Source organism: Paenibacillus sp. 05T425, from assembly GCF_056396205.1.
In genome coordinates this window covers 290,786-309,689 of the sequence record NZ_JBFTLA010000007.1, presented here as the reverse complement: position 1 = coordinate 309,689, position 18,904 = coordinate 290,786, and the positions used below count along the sequence as shown (strand labels likewise).

Sequence of the window (18,904 nt, the reverse complement as noted above, 5' to 3'; positions counted from 1 at the left end):
CTAAAGGAGAGGAAGTAGATAATATATGTTGAAGAGAAATATTAAGTTTGCAATTGTACTAAGTAATGGAATGCAAATAAGAACATTAGAAGAATTAATAGAGAATTTTGAAGTAGATACGATCGTTGGTTATTATTTGGATGGAAGGTTAAAAACGTGGCTTATGCAAAGATTTTACACAAGTCAACTTCAATTATTACAAAATATCAATGAACATAATGATTCTTTGCATTTGGAAATCGCTAAGGTTTTTGGTGTGAATATAGAAGATGTATCGTTTAATTCTCGTCAATATTTTGAAAAGAGATCAAAATTAGAAGTGATAAATAAGTATACTACAGATCAGGTGATACTAGAAAATTATGAATATGTTGCAGTCTCCCAAAGTGAGTTGGATACGCTTCTTGAGAAAATGACGAATTCTAATAATAGTATCGTTTATTTATTAGATGATGCTAGTACTATCTTCAATATTAGTCATAATATTTCTAATATTATCTATATTGGCGTAAATAACCCTACAGTGATTTTAAAAGAAAGTTATTCTTTTGATGCTAAAGGAAACAATATTGTATTTCAGAATGTTAAATTAATACCAGATAAAGAGTCAACGATTATGGCATTGATAGCATCGTTCGGTGAGATTGAAGAAATTACTATTAGTGATGAAGTTAAGGAACTTTTGTACCTGTCTACGACTGTCAGGCTTACCGCAGACCAAGTTGAAACAGTATTTAAGGAACTAAATAGAAAATGGTTGTATAGCAGTGGCGAACCCGAATACGTAACAATGTTACAAGATCGTGGGTACTATGTTCATCATCGAGACATGCTAAAAGGAAAATCATATATATCTTAGCTGATGTTCTATCAAAAATAATTAATAATTACTTATGGAAAATGTAGAATATAAACTAATAAGGTGAGGAATATTTAATGCTCAACAGAAACATAAAGTTTCCTATCGTAATGAAAAACGGGGTTCAAGTAAGGACTATAGAAGAGTTGAAAGAAAGTTTTGAAATGGAAACGATCGTTGAATATTATTTTGACGGTAGATTGAAAACGTGGTTAGAACAACGCTTTTATAAAGCGGAAGCTGAACTTCTAGAGAAATTGGCTACTGAGGATCAATCAGAAATTTCGGAAAAACTGTGCCAAATATTCGGAGTTGCAATTAGTGCTCCATTTGATATACAAGCGTTCAAGAGCAAACGAGATAAGCTGTCGATCATCAATCAATATACGGACGATCCAATTATATCGAGTCAGCTTCATTTCATTGCTATGTCTCAAGGTGAACTTGATCAGATGATTCAAGATACGGCGGACGATGCTTCAAGAACGATTTACTTATTAGGTGAATCGTTTGAAGTTAGTGAAACGGCCGAACGAATTCATTATGTCGGTATCAATCAGCCTTCATTAACGTTGATTGGGACCCACATGTTCGATGCAAAAAATAAAAATATTCATTTCGAGAACGTGTTATTGACTGCACACGCACAGATTAAGTTGAATCCGTCGTCTATATCTGACTTTGAAATAGATGAGTCAAAGATTAGACAGGGTGCAGCACTTAGAAATTACGCCAAAACCATTAAAATCAACAAAGATTCATACAAAAATGCAGGTGGCCTATTCACAAGATCATCACCGTCGCCAAGAAAAATTCATATATACGGACATACGCTATGTGTCGAGATTGGCAGATACTTGGCTTTCTACGATATTCGTAATAATCGAATGATTAATAAGATAGAGACGTATGAGTATGAACAGTATGTAACAACGATAAAGCACCTAAATTCCGTTTATTGTCTTGATATTGATAACGTAAGTGTATCCGGTCGTGGGTGGGTCGACTTGTATAAAGTGTTTAAGGTTGATTTAAATGATCCTACCAAACGGGAAACCATCTATGCTTCTTTTGATAAAGTGGAATCATATAACATAATGGGAGTTGCAGAAGACATATTAAAAATGTTCGCAGTTCGTTCGAACGTGAATGACTCTGATAATTTCCAAATGGCATCAAGTCGTATTGAAATGACAAATAAGCGTCTGATCCCAGGTGAGAAAATTKAATTGAATTACGTCGGTTCAAGATCATTTTTTAATGGAGTTTCTTCCTACTGCTATGAAGGAGAATTATATTATTTCTTGCCAAGAGAGAGGAAGCTGCATCGTTCAACAACCAAAGGCCCTTTGTTAAGTTTCAGCGGATCAATCGGCAAATTCGTTATTGGTCACAATAAACTATTTGCTCTGAGCAGCTTCTCTAAAGATGCTATGTTTAGAGACGGCGTTAGCCGGGATAGCTTGGTTGCAATAGGAAATATTGCAGTATTTGATCTAAATACCGGGGAACAGCTTGGAAACATAAAGGCCCATGAAAAAGACATCACTTTAATGAAGATAGCCAATGATGTGTTGCTAACCTGTTCAGGCTTCAGTGAAATTAAATTATGGGATATTCATACACTCGAGTTGATTCAAACGATCAAATTAAAAAATGATAGCGCATGGAACATAAGTTATTTTGACATCGATCTGTGCGAGGATAAACTCGCGGTTATGTGTGAAGACACCGTATACATTTATGAATAGACAAAGTAGGAGAGTCGATTTTTATGCTAAAGAATCCGGTTAGTCAGACGATTTTGCACTATGTAGATGCCCAATTTCCATTACTATACTTGAATACTTTTGAAGAGACCAAGGTCGACAGCCTCATTAAATCAGTGGCATATGGCAGAGAGATACTTGAATGGAATGCTTCAAAAGGGTTTGTTCATTTCGAAACGAAGAGCCCTTTGCTCGACAGTATCAAAACAGTTGAAGAAATATTGTATGCCTTAAGCCAAGATGATGAGTTGAATGGCAAAATACTAGTACTTAAAGATATTCATCACTTTTTGGATAATCCTCATGTCATAAGCACATTAAAGGAAATCGCCTTAAAGATCTATAACGGACTCGAGACGGTATTGTTCTTGGTTTCCCCTGTATTGAAGATCCCGACGGAGTTAGAGAAATACATAACGATAATCGAAATTGGCTATTTGGAGGAACAGGATGTTAAACAATTAGTCAGGAGATTTCTTCGTGACAACCAGTTGCCCGATATTGCAAATGAATTATTGGATGAATTAACAATTGCTTTTAAGGGCCTTACCGAATATGAAATTGTAAATATTTTATCACTTGCCTATTCGAAAGACGGAGATTTGACGAAAAAGGATTTGGAGCTCATCTACGATCAAAAGTTCCAAGTAATAAAGAAATCAGGGATTTTGGAAATGATCCCACAGAATGAAACAATTCATGAAATCGGCGGTCTTGAAAACCTGAAATCATGGCTTTCCAATAAAGCGAAGGTTTTTAAAAATATGAACAAGGCATTGGAATATGGAGTAGATATCCCAAAAGGTGTGTTAATCGCCGGTCTGCCTGGGTGCGGTAAATCCCTAAATGCCAAAGCAACAGCCCAATTATTCGGAGTCCCTCTATTACGATTGGATATGGGGAGATTATTAGGCAAGTACGTTGGGGAATCGGAAAGCAATATGCGTAAAGCGATCAAGCTGGCAGAAGCGATATCCCCTTGTGTGTTATGGATCGATGAATTGGAGAAAGCGTTCGCCGGCATAGGAAACGGTGCTAATGCGGAGGTCGCTACAAGATTGTTTGGATACTTTTTAACGTGGATGCAGGAAAAAAACAGTCCTACCTTCGTCGTTGCAACTGCAAATGATATTTCAAACCTTCCAACTGAGCTGCTAAGAAAGGGAAGATTCGATGAAATCTTTTATGTCGATCTCCCGACTGCGGTGGATAGAAAACGAATCTTTGAAATCCATTTTACAAAACGAAGAAGAGGCGATATGGCAGCGATTGATTTTGCCGAGCTGAGCAGGAAAACAGAAGGTTTTAGCGGAGCTGATATTGAAKGGGTTGTAAAGGAAGGGATTGAAAGAGCTTTTGTTTCTGGGAAACAACAAGTGACTACTCAAGATATGGTTTCAATCATTGAGGACACAGCATCCCTATCCGTCTTATTCAAAGATAAAATAAAAGTTTTGTCAGACGCGTACAAAAAGAATCATTTTAAATCAGCATCTAAAAGTTAAGGAGATGAAGCGGAATGAGTGCCAGTCCAATGAACGCTTCGCATCATGACCAGGAAAAAGTGATTGATATTGTTCGAGATGTTGTAGAAAGCTTTTCTACTAAAGAGCAGTCTATGTCCGAAGAACAATGGATCGAAGACGAACTGAGAAAACATTTGCCTGAGATGAGTTATGCTGAGGCTGAAAAGTACAAAATTGAAATCATACAATCTGTTGAAGTTCATGATGCGAATTTAAAGAGTCTAAGTAATGCAGTCGAACAAGGGACGACCAAAGAAAAATGGCTGCAAATAAAGGTCCAAGAAGCAACAATTGGTATGGAAGTTAGCAAAGTCGGACAGTACCTTCAAGAAATTGATCATGTGATTGCAACTTCGAATCAGCAGATGCGAGATGCGATAACCAATTTGGACGGTTCTATCAATATGAATTCGAATCTAGATGGATTTATATTTGAGCACCACCATGCCAATACATTTAATATGGAAGCTGCATTAAGAAAAAGCAATTTAAGAGCAGAAGTATTATCACCTAAGCCAGGTGAGACGTACACCAAAAATTCAGTTGATCTTGTCATTAAGGATGAGTTTGGCACGATCGTGAAGAAGTACCAAGCAAAGCTTAGTGGAGATGCGGTTGCGACCAATAGAGCATTCGATAAAGGTAACTATGCCTTTCAGGGGAAGTTAATATCCAAAGGTCAGGCACTTGATGTATCTAATGGCAGAGAATCGATAGGCAACGATAACCTGAAAAGCCGTCCTATGGATAAGGCAGAAGGAAAACAATTGCAAAAGCTTGCTCAAGAAGGACAGTCTCTCGATACGGATTGGAACTATTATAAGTTGAAAGACTTGACCTCCCATATGACTAAAAATATTGCATTGGCTGGCTTTCAATCCGCGACTGTTGCTGTAGGATTTGACCTTGTTCATAAAAAAATGACCAATCAAGAAATAAAGGGTCATGAGGTTGTGAAAGCAGCTTTAAGAACGGGAGCTGATGCTGGCGTCAAAAGCGCAACGGCTGTGGCGCTAAAGATAGCTTCTGAAAAAGGGCTAATTGCAATGATACCGAAAGGTACCCCAGCAGGAGTAATAGCAAATGTGGCATGCGTATCCATTGAGAATGTGAAAGTGTTAGGAAAAGTAGCCAATGGTGAATTAACGATAGTTCAAGGATTAGAAAAAATGGAGCGTGTTACCGTATCGGCGGTTAGCGGACTTATTTGCAGCGGTCTCGGTGCTGCTGAAGGAGCAATAGTGGGGGCAATGGCACTAAGTTGGATACCCGTGGTCGGAACGGTTGCTGGAGCGGTATTAGGCTCAATGGTTGGCGGAACCGTTGCTTATATGGCTGGTTCAACGATAGGTGAAACAATCTGCAAAGCGGGACAGAAGGTAAGAAGTACAGCGGTAAATATGATCAAGTCTGGTGCAAAAGCAGTCGGAAAAGCATATAACACAGCAAAAAATTTTATAAAGTCATTATTTTAAGGTTTGAATAAAATAACTGTCCCCTATTCGCTAGTGGGGACAGTTATTTTATCTTTCTACACCTAGCACATCCATTTGCTTCACAACGAGGTTTGAGATATACTCAAACCAGTTAATTATTGATTAGTCACTAAACGAAAGGATGAAGAGAACTTGCCAAAACCAAAGGATGAAAAAGCAGTCGTTAATCGTAAAACCGATATTATATCGGCGGCGATCGAAGTGTTTGCGGAGACCGGCTATTACAGGGCAACCACAGCACAGGTAGCGGAACGAGCTCAAATATCGCAGCCTTATATTTTTCGTTTTTTTGCAACGAAAGAAGCCTTACTGTTAAGCGCGTTAGAGGTGTCCTGGATGAGAATAAGCCAATCTTTCCGTCAAGTCGTGGATTCCGCAACACCGGAACGGTTGGAAAGCGAATTGATTAAGGCTTACGAGGATATATTGGCCTCCCATATGAATGAAACCTACCTTCAGATGCAAGCACAGACAATTCAAGAAGAACCGATTCGAGAGGCAATGCGGGCCGGACTTCGAGAAGTACGGCAAATTGTTTTGGATGCATTCGTTAATAACAAAATCCCCAACGCGGAGGAAAGAACATTCCTGTTTCTAGCACGGGGGATGCTTTGCAATATTTCATCGGCGCTCGACATGCCGGAACTGTTGATGAAGCAAAGGTAAGACCGGCGATTCAAGCCGCAGCATTTAGTTATTGACCAATCAATAACTAAATGCTATAGTGAAAACAAGTTAGTGATTAATCAATCACAAATAATAAAAGTGAGGATGATGACAATGAAAAAAGCGATAGTTGTAGGTGCGACAGGCGGTACAGGTGCGGTGATTACGGCAGAGCTGGCGAAACGAGGGATACCGACGATTGCGTTTGGACGATCCCGCCAGAAGCTAGAGCAGCTTGCCGTGCAATTAGGCAGTCCCTCTAATCTAACGATTGCCGTAGGTGATGCCTTCAACTCCGACGATATTGCAGATGCGGCTAAGGAAACGGATGTTCTATTCCATTGCGCGAATGTACCTTATCATGAGATGGCAAGCAAACTTTTGCCGCTCGGCGAAGCCATAATGGAGGCTGCCAATCGTTTGAAGCTGAAGGTCGTGGCGATAGACGGTATCTATCCTTACGGCAGAAGACAGATGAGCAAAGTGACAGAGGATCATCCGAAACAGCCGCATACAAAGAAGGGCAAAGTTCGTCTTGCATTCGAACAGATGATCTTCAGCAGCCGTTGGAGCGAGGCACGAGCGATGATTGTTCGATTGCCGGATTATTATGGGCCAACCGCGAATCAGGCTTCGTATTTGGGAGGAACGCTTGAGGCAATCGCTGCCGGCAAAATGGCGTTTTTTATCGGCAATATGAAAGTTCCTCGGGAGTACGTATATTTGCCAGACGCGGCTAAAATGGTTGTCGAGCTATCCGATCATGACCACGCGTATGGACAAAACTGGAATATTCCCGGTTCGGAATTGATCTCCGGTCGCGACATCGTTCGAATCGCACAGCAAGCAAGCGGGACAACAAAACCTGTTATACCGCTCGGCAAGTACGGTCTTTCACTGCTTGGCCTATTCGTACCGGTCATGAGGGAAGTGGTCGAAATGCTTTATCTAACGGAAGAACCTTTACGGCTAAGCGGTGAAAAATATGAACGTCAAATTGGCAAAATCCAGGTAACAAAGCCCGCAGACGGAATTGCTGCAACCATTCGCGAATTGCAGAAGAGCGTATAACACTTTTCAATTGCTCTTTAGTTATTGATCAATCAATAATTAATCATGAAAGAGGAGACCCCTTATGCGAAAGCTATCGCGCAAAGGAAATCAGGCTAGTTCGGTACAAGCCAAAAAAGGGTTATTGGGGAAACTTATTATAGATCCGAAAGAAGACGCATTCGACTATGATGAAGAGGACTCTGTCCTCATCCAACAACTGAACGGCACTTATATGTTGAACGGATCAACGAACGATTTGAATATAGATGCCGCCCCGGGATCTACGGTCAGAGTAAGAATGATCAATGCGACGAACGATACGGACACCATAAGCGTTAACGGAGCAGCCTATCGGATCATTGCGATGGACGGCCATGACCTGAATGAGCCTGGACTGCTGGATAACTATGAATTTCTTATCAATACGATCAACGGTAAAAGCTTTCATGAAATTCCTCCAATGATCGTAGAGGAGGGAGATCGCGTGAAAATTACGATTTTGAATGCCGGTGGCGGCAATCATCCGTTTCATATGCACGGACATGTCTCTCGGGTTCTTAGCCGCAACGGCCAGCCTTTGACCGGAAGTCCGGTATATCTGGATACCCTCTTAACGCAAAAGGACGAAACCTACGAGATTTATGTACTAGCGGATAATCCCGGATTATGGATGATGCATTGCCACGATCTGATGCACGCTTCCATGGGCATGAGCATGATGTTCAATTACGAAGGTATCGCAACGCCTTATCGGGTGGGGACAAAATCAGGGAATTTGCCGGATTTGTAGAGCAAAGAGAGCAATCGTGAATGGAGAGGTGCCTTTGGAAAAAAAGATTTAGAAAAGAACCGCAATCGACACGGCAGCACCGTTTCGATTGCGGTCTTATTTTTGCTATAAAACTTCCTATTTCACTAACCCTTTATCTTGCTTGAACTTCTCCCACTGCGCCTCGGTTTCTTGCTCGATCTTCTCTTGGCCGGAAGCAATGAGCTTGTCGCGGTATTTCGGCAGTTCCTTGGCTGGATCAACGGAGCCGGATTCAAGCGCGGCTTGATACTCGTTGTTGGCTGCCGTTACGTTGGCGATCTCGGCTTTGATGCTCTCTTCGTTAACGCCGAAGCCGCTTGTCGCAGGGACGATGGCGCTGTCGTTAAGCTCGATCGTTCTGTCCCACGTATCCGCTGCTTGGCCTGGCTTCAGATAAGCGTTGAATTGGTTGCCGAATACCCAGTCGCCGTTCGGCGCGTATCCGGAATCTTTGATCGGCTCGATAAACTTGTCATCTGTTTTGTTATAGTGTTTGCCTTCAATACCGTTGCAAATCAAGTTGTAAAGGTACTGATCCGTATTAAGCAGATTGATCAGCATAAGCGTACGCTCCGGATTTTTGGAGCTTTTGTTGATGACATGCATAGCGCCGGCGATACCCGTGAAGTAGCTGTCGGCAATCGGAGCATAGACGACTTCATTGCCGCCGTTTACAGCCATTTCGCCAACTTCACCGCCAGGCTTAGAAGTGAATTCGAGGCCTACCGCCACATTGCCTTTGGCTTTCAAATCGTTAATGTTCTGGATGATCGGAGCATCCTCGTTAATGTATCCGGCTTGGTACCAGCTGCGCATCGTATCGTAGTATTCTTTTTTCTCATCGAGTATTTGCAGCCCGCCGATATATTTGAGCGACGGATCGTCTTTAGCGTAGCTAAGCACAAGCCCTTCGCCGACCTTCGTCTTGTCCGTGAACAAGCCCCATGAGTTTTGCGCAAGACCGAGCGGGATGATATCCGGCTCATTTTCTTTCAACTGCTTAAGGAATGGCTCAAGATCTTTGTAAGATTGAATCGAATTTACATCGAGATTGTATTTGTCTACGAAGCGCTTCTGGATGACAAGGCTCTTCGTCTTGGCGGCTACTTGATAGATTGGGAATCCGTATACTTTGCCATCTACGGCAAGCATATCCGGCCAGAATTTATCCGGAATGTTCGCACGGGCTTCCGGTGCATATTGCTTGATCATATCTTCCGTAATTTCCAAGTAAGCGCCTCTATCGATATAAGGCTGATAATTGCCTAGCCAGCCCTTCGAGCTCCATGCGAGGTCGAAGTCTTCGCCTGCTGCGAGCATGGCGTTGAGCTTCGGCTCGTACTCATCGAAAGTAAGCGGCTTCAAATCTACGGTCGCGTTGATTTTTTCTTTCAAATATTTGTTGATCTCGTCATTGACGAGCTGCTGGTCCGGACCAGGTTGAGCAGAAACCGGATAGATGAAGGTAAGCTTCACTTCGGGAAGAGCTGGCTCAGCAGGCGTCTCAGTTTCAGGAGCATTCGTGCTGCTGCCGGCATTGCTTGGGGCATTGGTAGCGTTCGGCGTGTTGCCATTGTTTGAGCATGCCGCGATAATGGCAAGACATAGCGTAAGCGTGAACCATTTGGCCAATAGAGATGCTTTTGCTTTTTTCATCTGTGAACCCTCCGTTTATATTGTTTTTATATTGGCACAATAGTCGCTCCTTATCCTTTCAAGGAACCTACTGTAATACCCTTCACGAAATACCTCTGAAAGAAAGGAAATATGACTAACATTGGTCCGCCGGCGAGAATCGCCATTGCCATTCGAACAGACAAGGTCGGAAAGTTCGCATAAGCGAGCTTATCGGCAACCTGGGCAAGGGGGGAGTTGGCCAGAAACTCGATTTGAGACAGAATACGCACGAGCAGCAGCTGCAGCGGAATGTATTTGTCATTGTCGATGAATAGCAGCGCGTAGAACCATTCATTCCAATAGCCGAAGGCGATGAACAAGCCAAGCGTCGCTAGCGCAGGCGTCGACAGCGGCAGGATGATGCCGAAGAAAATCCGGAACTCTTTTGCTCCGTCAACCTTTGCGGATTCGATAATTTCCTTTGAGATTTTGTCCAGGAAACCTTTCATGATCATAATGTTGAAAGGACTGAGCAGCGTCGGAAGGATGATTGCCAGCAATGAGTTTTTTAAGTGCAAGTATTGCGTCATCATGATGTAGAAAGGGATCAGGCCGCCGTTGAACAGCATCGTGAAGAAAACATAGAACGTAATCGGACGATTGTATCTAAAGTCCATCCGAGARATCGGATAGGCAGTCATTGCGGTGAGCAGCAGCGAAGTCACTGTACCGATGACGGTAATGATTAGAGTCACGAGATAGCCCTTCAGCAGCGGATCCGGTTTCTCGAAAATGATTCGGTACGCCTCCGCGCTCCATTCCTTCGGCAAAAACTGATATCCGTTCTGCACAAGGCTGTTCTCGGAGGTCAGCGATATAATGACGACGAGGACGAACGGAAGGGCAATCATCAAGCAAAGAATCGTTAGAAATAGATTGATGAACCCGTTCATCCAATTAAATGATCTGGTGCTTTGCATGTGTAATTCCTCCTTGTTCAGAACAATGCATTGTCTTTATCCGTTCTCCGAACGAGATAGTTGGCGGTTACGACAGTAACGAGGCCTACGACCGATTGCAGGAAGCCGACTGCCGCCGCGGAGTTGATATCGCCTAGTTTCGTCAGAGCTCGGTAAACGTACGTATCGATGATGTCAGTCGTCGGGAAGTTCGGGCCAACGTTATTCGGTACGAAATAATGCAAGCCGAAATCGCCGCGGAAGATGTTGCCGAGTCCTAAGATGAACAAGATGATGACGAGTGGCTTGAGCAGCGGAAGCGTAATGCGCCACATCATCTGGATACGGGATGCGCCGTCTAGTCTGGCCGCCTCGTAATAGTCGGTGTTAATACCGGTAATGCCCGCATAGTAGACTAGCGTGGAGAAGCCGATGCCCTTCCACAGGGCGACGAGCGGCAGGATGAATATCCAAGGCGCCGTCTCCAAATACCATTTGTGCGGTTCAAGGCCGATCCATCCGATCATCGTATTAAGAAAACCGCCCTTATGGTCGAGGAAGGCGCTCGTAATATAACCGACAAGGACGAAGGAGAGGAAGTAAGGCAGAAACATCGTTGTTTGATAAATCTTGATCAATTTGCCGCTCAGTTCGTTCAGGAGCAATGCAAGAAGCAATGCGGCAACCGTTCCAAGGGCAATATAAGAAAGATTGTAAAGCAGCGTATTGCGGATGATGCGCACCGCGTCTTGCGCCTTAAATAGAAATTCGAAGTTGTTCAGGCCTACCCACTTGCTGCCGAAGATGCCTTGGTCATACCTGAAATACTTAAAGGCAAGAATGAGCCCGATCATCGGGATATAAGCGATTACGAATTTGAATAAAATACCCGGCGTCGCGAGCAGCAGCAATTCCCGGTTTTTCTTCAGATGTTTCCATTCTCTGCGAAGCCAGCTCGGCTTGTTCGGCAATGGACGCTGCGCATCGGCGTTAGAATCGGCGAGTTTGGTTTGTGCCACTAATGATCTCCTCCTTCTGTTGTTTTCCTGTTCTGATGCCCATCATGCCATGAAAGAAGTACAGCGGATAGAATACAATGATGGATTAACTGTAGTTTGCGACTGTAAAATATTCGATTTCGTGTAATTGCCCGCTATACGGGCATGCAAAAGCCCCTTCTCCCACTTTAAGCAGTGGAGGAAGGGGCTGTTAGGTGCTTGAAATGGCTCTAAGAAATCGATTTTTTCATCCGATATTCTTTAGGCGTACTGCCGACTTTGCCTTTGAACAGCCGGAAAAAGTAGCTTTGATTCGCATATCCGCATTTATCCATTATTTCTGCAATTGTATAGTTGTCTCTCTCGAGCAGCTCCCGCGCGTGATTCAGCCTAACCTCGTTCATATACTCGGTAATCGTCATATTGTAGCTTTCCTTGAACAGCTTGCCGATGTAGGCGGAGGAGAGCTTCACGGTCGATGCGATCGACTGCTGGCTCAGATTGATATCGGCGAATTTTTGCTCGATGAGCTCCTTGACTGTCTCAAGTATAATTTCGTTCCGCTCCATGTTGGCCGGCCGCTGTCCTTCGCATATTTTGGCGCAGAGCGAGAGGAGGGACAGATACATTTCCTCAAGCGTCTCCTTCTCCTGCGGAATCTGATGAATATAGTCCATATCGACGGAGAATGTGCCAATGCGATGCTCTACAATATCGGAAGCGGCGTTCTTGATCGTCCAGGCAAGATTGCTGACGGCGCGAAGCATATCCTCGTAACTGAATGTTGCGATATGGGAGAACGCCTTCTCCAGTTCATTGCCCGCATTCGTCAGCTGGCCTTTCTTAAGCGCCTCGGCCAGCTTGCGTTCTATGGCGTCCGGCAGCGACATTTGCTTGCTGGACAGATTTTCCTTAATATCATCCGACGCGATAATCGCCTTGTTTCCTTTCACGATCATATATTGGCTGCAGCGCAGCGCTTGGGCATATGCCGTCGACAGATACGGGAATTGCGAGATCACATCGCTAATGCCGCAGGACAACGAAAGGCCGTAATACCGCTCAATCGTATCTTGAATGTCGCGCAGCAGCGCTCTGACCTGATTGAATTGCGCGTTGTCGTCCAGCTCGCTTGGAGAGAGGATGAGCACGACATGATCGCCTCTGATTTCAACCGATTCGCAAGGGTAGGTCTTGCCCATTATTTCTTGGGCAATATTGACGATCGCGAAGCTGTGCAGCTTTTTGGCACTGCCTGTCGTCATACGGTCATACACCGCGAACTGATCGATCTTAAGCACGCATACAATGAGCGGTTCCCGGACAGAAATGTTCAGCTCGTGCTTTTCGATCAAATGCTGCATGTCGCGATGCGAGAAAAGCAGACTATCCGTCAGAAACCGGCGGATATAATATTTGCTCACGATATGCTCGGAGCTGATCTCGTTCAGCTTCTCCGATAGCCGCATATAATTGTCGCTCATCAAAGTCAGCTCGTCTCCGTAGCTTTGACTAGCGTGTCTGCCAGAACTGGAGCCGGAGCTGTCATCCTCCTGAGCGTCTTCCTTCCGCGTGCTCGGAAGATGCGGTCTGATTCGTTTGAGCATGTTTTCAATCGGATTATACAGCTTATAGGATAATCCGATCGATATGCCGATCGCGAACAGCAGGAACAGTCCGGACAGCATGAACGATTGATTGCGGGTTTTGGTCACGTCGGCCATGAGCTTGCCATAGGATTGGATATACAGAATCGTCCAAGAACCTAGGCCATCGTCCATGTACGTAACCATGTTTTTCTCCCCCGCCAGGTCGCCAATGACGAAGCCAGACGTATGTTGGCCTGCTTGTTTGTCGTTCAGGACGAGTTCGTTAATATTATTCTGATGCTCCGAAGACAAATAGGAGGCATTCGGATCGGAAGACAGCAGTTGGCCATCCTTCGTTTGGATAAGGATTTCCCCTTGATCACGGCTGCTTGCCACGTTCATCTTCCGCAAGCTTTCGAACACCCAGTCGGACTTAATGAACAGTATGATTCCTGACTGGCTGCTTGAGAACGGCTTAAGCGAATCGGTCACGATAAAAGCGAACGAGTCGATCCGTTCATCGCCCTGAGACATGCTCATGGGGATAAGCCGGTTCGTAGGCTGAGGATTGGCGGGATCGAGCAACGTGCTTCTGATCTTCTCCTTCGTAATGCCGCCGTCGAGCAGGAAGCTGTTGCTCGTGCCGTACAGCTCCGATTGCGACTTATTATAAATCACCATCGAGTGCAGGAAAGAGGAGCTTTCCATAATGTTGGACATTTGGCGGTAGCCGCGGATGAGATCCATCTTAGGCAAGTCGCCGTTGAACATAAGCGGTATAAGGAAATGGTCGCGATAGACGAAATTGGACAGCCTCGTAATAATGTCGTTCATATAAGAGAGATTGTATTGGATTTGGGAGAGAACCTTCAGGTTGGAATCTTCTTGGATGCGCTTGACCGATCTTTCTAAAATATACGTATTGGATACCGATGAAGCGGCAAGTACGAGCACCATGGACGCCATTATGGAGAGCATGACCCGCTGCAAATACTTTTTGGATTTGTAAAAGCCGAATACCTTCATCCGATCCCAGCCCCCTGTGATTGGTATTTGACTATTTCGCACCTATTCGTTCAAAATCGATGTCGGTCCAGCCTAAGCGGTAAGCAGGCGAATCCGGTCGGAGCCGGTAATCCGCATGATCGGCATCGATGAATCCGGGCTCAGCTATTAAGGTATGCTTGTCGTATTTGCCGTTAGCGAGGTGTTGCCACTGCTCCAGCGGGTATTCGTTCCTCTCAAGAGGATCAGCGCCGCTCGCTTCAAGCGGCAGGTTGCCGGCTACTTGGCAGCTCATGCCCTCGCGCCAGTAAAGATTGCGATCGGCGGCAGCGAAGCGTTCGTCGCTATAATTGACGAAGTAATAGAGATACCCTGAATTATAAATGATGTTGCCGGCAATATCGATAAGTTTATTCTCCTCGTCCGCCATCTCTTGGGAGCCGATAGCCGAGATCGCATGAGGATTGGATACAAGCAGATTGTTGTAGATTCGGTTGCCGATGCCCTTGGAGAAAATAAGCATCCATAGCTTTCCTTCGCCAGTTGAATAGAGCCCGCGGATCACATTGTTCGTAACGGTGAAATCATCGGCGGCGTCGTCTAAATAGATGCCGAAACCGAACGAGAAGTGAATGCCGCTGTCATGCAGATCATTGCCATGAATAACGTTGCCGCGGCCAGGGCCCCATGCCTCGATCATGCCTCCGTCTTGGCTGTCCGTCATTACTTCGGAAATATCGTTATATGCAATTCGGTTATTGCGGCTGTGAAGGAAATCCCAGTGGTTATCCCATGTGACCGGAACACCGTATACTTGCTCGGGCAGTGTCTTATGCCTCATGCCCTTGAGCGAGATGCCGTAACGAGGCATCTTGGCGATCATATTATTCGAGATGTCGTTGTCACCGCTTTGGTAGAGGAATATGCCGCAGCCATGGCCGATCAGCTCTCCGCCGTGTGTAATACGGTTGTTCACAATGCGATTATGAGAGTTCGTGTAAGAGGATTCCGCATCTACGAATGGTCCTTGGCCTGGCGGGAATCCGTTCAAGCTGATTCCGCAATAGCCGAGGTTGCGGATGTCGTTGCCCTCGATCACAATATGCTTCGTATAACAATCGAAGAAGATACCGCAACTGCCGGACAGTTGAAGCATACAGCTCTTAATCTCGATGTGTTCAGCATGATTGATATAGATTAAGCCTTCGCGGTGTTCCTTACGCTCGGTATTTTCGTCCATCATTCGATACTCGCGGAAGAAGTCGGTACAGGATAACGCAAGGCCAGAGAAGCTAAGATCCTTAACGGTCCGAGCGTCGGATGAGCCTTGAATGTCGAGCAGTCTCTTGACCGATGGAGCGATAATGATCTGCTCATTCGGGTCGGCTGCTCCATCTACTGGCCAGTAATAGAGGATACCGGCAGCCGAATCCAAATGATATTGCCCGGGGGCGCGAAGGAAGTCGAGCGACCCTTGCAAGAAATAACGCGAGCCAGTTCCGATCGACCAAGTTGACGGTGTCTCGAAGCTCATATAGCGCTTCTCCCAATTAACCGACGCAATCTTCTTCGTCTCGGAGAACCAATTCCATTCCCCTTCGCCCGGCCATACGAAGGCTTGCGCCTCGGTTAGATCATATTGGGCTGGAAGGTCTGCATCGCGAAAAGTAATTCCTTGGTCAGAGGCATTTCCTCCTTCTTCATGGGCAGCCGTCTCGAAGTAGCCGGAAGCGGGCAGCCTCGCCAGCTTTATCCTTTCTTCGTTCACATACAGCGTATAGAAGGAAGGGAAATCACTGTCTAGCTTTGCTTGCCATATGTTCCCCTTATAAGGCTTCCATCCTGTTATCGCTCTGCCTCCTACAAGGCGTGCTTCTTCGCCCGGATAGCTGCAGTAGCGAACCTTCCATCCGTCTCTGCCGCTGTCTCTATCATCGAAGCGCAGAGGCGAATCCATTTCATACAATCCACCGCGCATATAAACGGTAATATCCTGATCCATGCCGTTCCTAATTTTCGTACGGACTTCCCCCTGTGCTCTGCGGATCGTAAGAAAAGGGGCATGGGTGCTGCCCGAGTGGCTATCATTGCCGTATGGCGCTACGTAATAAGCGGTTTCCATGAAGAAGCCCTCCTTGGTTATAAAGCTACATTATAGTTATAAATCCGATGTCTTTACACTTGCAAGGGCTTTCAAAATAAGTACACTTAATCGTTTTTTTCACAGTAGACCGCTTTCAGATCCCATGATAACGTATCCATCAATTACAGTAATCAAAAAGGGGATTGTTTTGATGGTTAACAAGTTGTTCGGTGGAACAGGCGTTAAGCTGGGGGCCTTCATTACGAGATATGAAGATGCGGTTCCGGTGGAGAACGGTGAGGTTAACTGGAACGGAGAACAAGGGGGGGCGGTAGCTGGGGCATCCGGCGATGCTTGGAAGGTGAAATTGTCATATGAAGGAGCAATGGATAGCAGCGAAGGATTGGCTCTTACTGTGGTGTTTCGGTCGGAAGGCTATGCTAAGCAATCGGCTGCTGCAGTATCCTTTTCGTTATCGGATTGGTCGAGTTCCAACTATGTACTTGTACCGGGAGCGGTATACGCGGGCAATCGATTCGAGGTCAGGGAGCTGCCTTATGCTCCATGCTGGACGAAGCTCGATGAACATGGGCCGGATGTGCCGACGATTATTACCGATGTGCCAAGGCTATCGAAGAAACCACAGACGTCTTCCGCCTTCCACCTTCTGACAGGCGATGCATCAACGCCGATCATCGGCATCTTCGACGAAAAAATGTCTGTCGGCTGGTTGTTCGAAACAGAGCAAGCGACTGTGCTTGGCGATACGTCGATACATATGGAAGAAAGCTTGGACAGAAGCTCGGCGCGAATTTCTTTTCAAGCGCCGGGCGTCAGGCCGGTGACGAAATACGAGATGGCGACGACCAAAGCGCCAAGCGACGATCGCGGGCATGATTTCGAACTGGGTGAAATCGTGCAAGTTCGCTGCCGTGTATATCGTTTCCCATGTGAAGATGTGAAAGGACTATTCCAGAAGTTCGCTTCTATTCGAACCTCGGGCAAGCCATCAGCGAAACTTGCATCGAGTCTGCCTTTCTCCGCCGCATGGGAGATTCAGGAGAAGAAGTACAACGAGCTGAATTGGAATGAGCAGCTCGGCTACTATGCGGTAGGCACAATCGATATGAAGCATCAGGACTGGCAGATCGGCTGGGTCGGAGGCGGAATGTCCAGCTACGCCTTACTGCTGGAAGGCAATGACGAGTCAGTTGAGCGGACGCTTGAGACGCTTGAATTTATGTTCAGAAGCCAGACGGAGTCGGGATTTTTCCATGGTGTCTGTTATCAGGGAGAGTGGTATGGGGATGAGTTCAATGACGCTCCGGACCGACTGTACCCGGAGCGCTGGCATATATTGCGCAAGAGCGCGGATGCACTCTATTTCATTATGAAACATTTCATCGCGCTTGAGCGGTTGAAGCCTGAATTCCAATTGCCGCCTAGCTGGACGGACGGGACGCGAAGGCTGGCCGATGCGTTCGTGAGACTATGGCAAACGTACGGTCAATTCGGCCAATGGGTGCACACGGGGACTGGAGATATTATAATCGGCGGTTCGGCTGGAGCGGGTATTGCCCCGGCAGGGCTAGCTCTTTGCAGCCGTTATTTCGGCGATAGCATGTATATGGAGGTTGCGAAGGAATCGGCCGAATCCTTCTATCAACAATTCACTGCCCAGGGAGTTACGACAGGCGGTCCGGGTGAAATATTGCAATGCCCGGATAGTGAATCGGCGTTTGGACTGCTCGAATCGTATATTGTMCTATATGAGACGAGCGGCGAGAAGGCTTGGATAGACCGGGCGGAGGAAGCGGCGCAACAAGCGATGACGTGGTGCGTGTCGTACGATTTCCGCTTTCCCGAGGAGTCGACATTCGGGAGGCTTGGCATTCGTACGACCGGCTCGGTAATTGCCAACGTTCAGAATAAGCATAGCGCACCGGGTATTTGTACGTTGTCCGGTGACTCGTTGCTGAAGCTGTATCGTGCGACCGGCAAAGCGATGTATATGGAGCTGCTGCGAGAGATCGCGGGCAATCTGCCGCAATATTTGTCACGGTCGGATCGTCCGGTGAGAGGTTGGGATGGTCATAATATGCCGCCGGGTTATATGAGCGAGCGCGTTAATATGAGCGATTGGGAAGGTAAAGGTTATGTGGGAGAAGTGATTCCTTATTCGTGCTGGTGCGAGGTTTCGCTTATGCTTACGTATGCGGAGCTTCCCGGCATTTATGTTGACTTGGCCAACGATAAGGTTTTTGCGATCGATCAAGTGGAGTGCGGGCTTATCGTTAACGAGCAAGGTGAGCGTATCCTCTCGGTATGCAATAAGTCGGTCTATCCCGCGGCGGTTAAGGTTCTGGTCGAAAATAGAGCGGAAGCAGCAAAGCCCCTCGGGCAATGCGCTTCCGCCGGATGGCAGCGGGTTGAAGTGAGGCCGGGAGAAACGACGACAATTCCCCTTTGAAAC

13 protein-coding genes are annotated in these 18,904 nt (G+C 45.9%); 8 read left to right on the top strand and 5 right to left on the bottom strand.

What is annotated here, in order from left to right:
- Positions 1-25: 25 nt before the first annotated feature.
- The 7 genes from AC1DF0_RS18610 to AC1DF0_RS18580 all read left to right on the top strand — a co-directional run bounded on the left by AC1DF0_RS18610 (position 26) and on the right by AC1DF0_RS18580 (position 8,159).
- Complete coding sequence (locus AC1DF0_RS18610; RefSeq protein ID WP_442051446.1) at positions 26-859, top strand: hypothetical protein; 834 nt, start codon at positions 26-28, stop codon at positions 857-859.
- Positions 860-936: 77 nt separating this feature from the next.
- Positions 937-2,610: a hypothetical protein gene (locus AC1DF0_RS18605; RefSeq protein WP_477574929.1), complete on the top strand. Its 1,674-nt coding sequence runs from the start codon at positions 937-939 to the stop codon at positions 2,608-2,610.
- 23 nt (positions 2,611-2,633) lie between these two features.
- Complete coding sequence (locus tag AC1DF0_RS18600; protein ID WP_477574928.1) at positions 2,634-4,133, top strand: AAA family ATPase; 1,500 nt, start codon at positions 2,634-2,636, stop codon at positions 4,131-4,133.
- Positions 4,134-4,147: 14 nt separating this feature from the next.
- A complete protein-coding gene (locus tag AC1DF0_RS18595; protein WP_477574927.1) occupies positions 4,148-5,629 on the top strand; it encodes a hypothetical protein in 1,482 nt (493 codons plus the stop codon).
- Positions 5,630-5,782: 153 nt separating this feature from the next.
- A complete protein-coding gene (locus tag AC1DF0_RS18590; protein WP_477574926.1) occupies positions 5,783-6,316 on the top strand; it encodes a TetR/AcrR family transcriptional regulator in 534 nt (177 codons plus the stop codon).
- A gap of 108 nt (positions 6,317-6,424) precedes the next feature.
- Positions 6,425-7,387 (top strand): NAD-dependent epimerase/dehydratase family protein, encoded by a 963-nt coding sequence (locus tag AC1DF0_RS18585; protein ID WP_477574963.1) that lies wholly within the window; start codon positions 6,425-6,427, stop codon positions 7,385-7,387.
- A gap of 64 nt (positions 7,388-7,451) precedes the next feature.
- Positions 7,452-8,159, top strand: a complete 708-nt coding sequence (locus AC1DF0_RS18580; protein WP_477574925.1) for a multicopper oxidase domain-containing protein — start codon at positions 7,452-7,454, stop codon at positions 8,157-8,159.
- Positions 8,160-8,276: 117 nt separating this feature from the next.
- On the opposite strand, the gene AC1DF0_RS18575 is transcribed toward AC1DF0_RS18580, so the two are convergent.
- From AC1DF0_RS18575 to AC1DF0_RS18555, 5 genes are all read right to left on the bottom strand, one after another.
- Positions 8,277-9,836 (bottom strand): ABC transporter substrate-binding protein, encoded by a 1,560-nt coding sequence (locus AC1DF0_RS18575; protein ID WP_442048098.1) that lies wholly within the window; start codon positions 9,834-9,836, stop codon positions 8,277-8,279.
- A 50-nt stretch (positions 9,837-9,886) separates the two neighbouring features.
- The gene (locus AC1DF0_RS18570; protein WP_442048097.1) at positions 9,887-10,777 is read right to left on the bottom strand and encodes a carbohydrate ABC transporter permease; all 891 of its coding nucleotides are present in this window, start codon (positions 10,775-10,777) and stop codon (positions 9,887-9,889) included.
- A 17-nt stretch (positions 10,778-10,794) separates the two neighbouring features.
- Positions 10,795-11,775: an ABC transporter permease gene (locus AC1DF0_RS18565; protein ID WP_442048096.1), complete on the bottom strand. Its 981-nt coding sequence runs from the start codon at positions 11,773-11,775 to the stop codon at positions 10,795-10,797.
- Between the two features lie 209 nt (positions 11,776-11,984).
- Positions 11,985-14,369 (bottom strand): helix-turn-helix domain-containing protein, encoded by a 2,385-nt coding sequence (locus AC1DF0_RS18560; protein WP_477574924.1) that lies wholly within the window; start codon positions 14,367-14,369, stop codon positions 11,985-11,987.
- A 31-nt stretch (positions 14,370-14,400) separates the two neighbouring features.
- Positions 14,401-16,470 (bottom strand): right-handed parallel beta-helix repeat-containing protein, encoded by a 2,070-nt coding sequence (locus tag AC1DF0_RS18555; protein WP_477574923.1) that lies wholly within the window; start codon positions 16,468-16,470, stop codon positions 14,401-14,403.
- A gap of 172 nt (positions 16,471-16,642) precedes the next feature.
- Here AC1DF0_RS18555 and AC1DF0_RS18550 point away from each other — a divergent pair, with 172 nt between their 5' ends.
- On the top strand, positions 16,643-18,901 hold the full coding sequence (locus AC1DF0_RS18550) for a glycoside hydrolase family protein (protein WP_477574922.1): 2,259 nt from the start codon (positions 16,643-16,645) through the stop codon (positions 18,899-18,901).
- Positions 18,902-18,904 lie beyond the last annotated feature (3 nt).